The sequence below is a fragment of the Streptomyces sp. NPDC060194 genome, from assembly GCF_042728285.1.
GTDB lineage: Bacteria > Actinomycetota > Actinomycetes > Streptomycetales > Streptomycetaceae > Streptomyces.
Genome location: NZ_JBHWZH010000304.1, coordinates 1 through 1138, shown reverse-complemented (window position 1 = coordinate 1138; position 1138 = coordinate 1). Strand labels below are relative to the sequence as shown.

The following is a 1138-nucleotide window of genomic DNA, read 5'->3' as shown; positions in this document are numbered from 1 at the left end:
GAGCTGTCGAAGGTGGGACTGGCGATTGGGACGAAGTCGTAACAAGGTAGCCGTACCGGAAGGTGCGGCTGGATCACCTCCTTTCTAAGGAGCACGTCTAGGCTCACGGGTTCGCCCGGGAGTCCAGAGGCCAGATTGTGAGCGAACGTCTCGCACTGGTTGCTCATGGGTGGAACGTTGACTACTCGGCACGATCTTTCATGGCTGCTAGTACTGCTCCTCGGAGCGTGGAACGCAGGCCGGACAGGGATCGGGTCGGGCACGCTGTTGGGTATCTGAAGGTACGGAAACGTGCTTTCGGTTGCCGGCCCCAGTGAACTCACGCCGCATGGTGTGGGGTGGTGGGTGGTTGGTCGTTGTTTGAGAACTGCACAGTGGACGCGAGCATCTGTAGGCCAAGTTTTTAAGGGCGCACGGTGGATGCCTTGGCACCAGGAACCGATGAAGGACGTGGGAGGCCACGATAGTCCCCGGGGAGCCGTCAACCAGGCTGTGATCCGGGGGTTTCCGAATGGGGAAACCCGGCAGTCGTCATGGGCTGTCACCCGCATCTGAACACATAGGGTGCGTGGAGGGAACGCGGGGAAGTGAAACATCTCAGTACCCGCAGGAAGAGAAAACAACCGTGATTCCGGGAGTAGTGGCGAGCGAAACCGGACGAGGCCAAACCGTATGCGTGTGAGACCCGGCAGGGGTTGCGCATGCGGGGTTGTGGGATCTCTCTTCTGTCGTCTGCCGGCGACAGGACGAGTCAGAAACCGGTGATGTAGGCGAAGGACATGCGAAAGGTCCGGCGTAGAGGGTAAGACCCCCGTAGCTGAAACGTCATCGGCTCGTTTGAGAGACACCCAAGTAGCACGGGGCCCGAGAAATCCCGTGTGAATCTGGCGGGACCACCCGTTAAGCCTAAATATTCCCTGGTGACCGATAGCGGATAGTACCGTGAGGGAATGGTGAAAAGTACCGCGGGAGCGGAGTGAAATAGTACCTGAAACCGTGTGCCTACAAGCCGTGGGAGCGTCGGAGCACAGCTTGCTGTGTTCTCGTGACTGCGTGCCTTTTGAAGAATGAGCCTGCGAGTTAGCGGTGTGTAGCGAGGTTAACCCGTGTGGGGAAGCCGTAGCGAAAGCGAGTCCGA

Annotated in this window: 2 rRNA genes; both read left to right on the top strand. The window is 59.0% G+C overall.

From position 1 onward, the window contains the following. A 16S ribosomal RNA gene (locus ACFWEG_RS29065) occupies positions 1–84 on the top strand; the annotation flags it as partial. Positions 85–393: 309 nt separating this feature from the next. Beyond that, positions 394–1138: ribosomal RNA gene (locus ACFWEG_RS29060) — 23S ribosomal RNA — on the top strand; the annotation flags it as partial.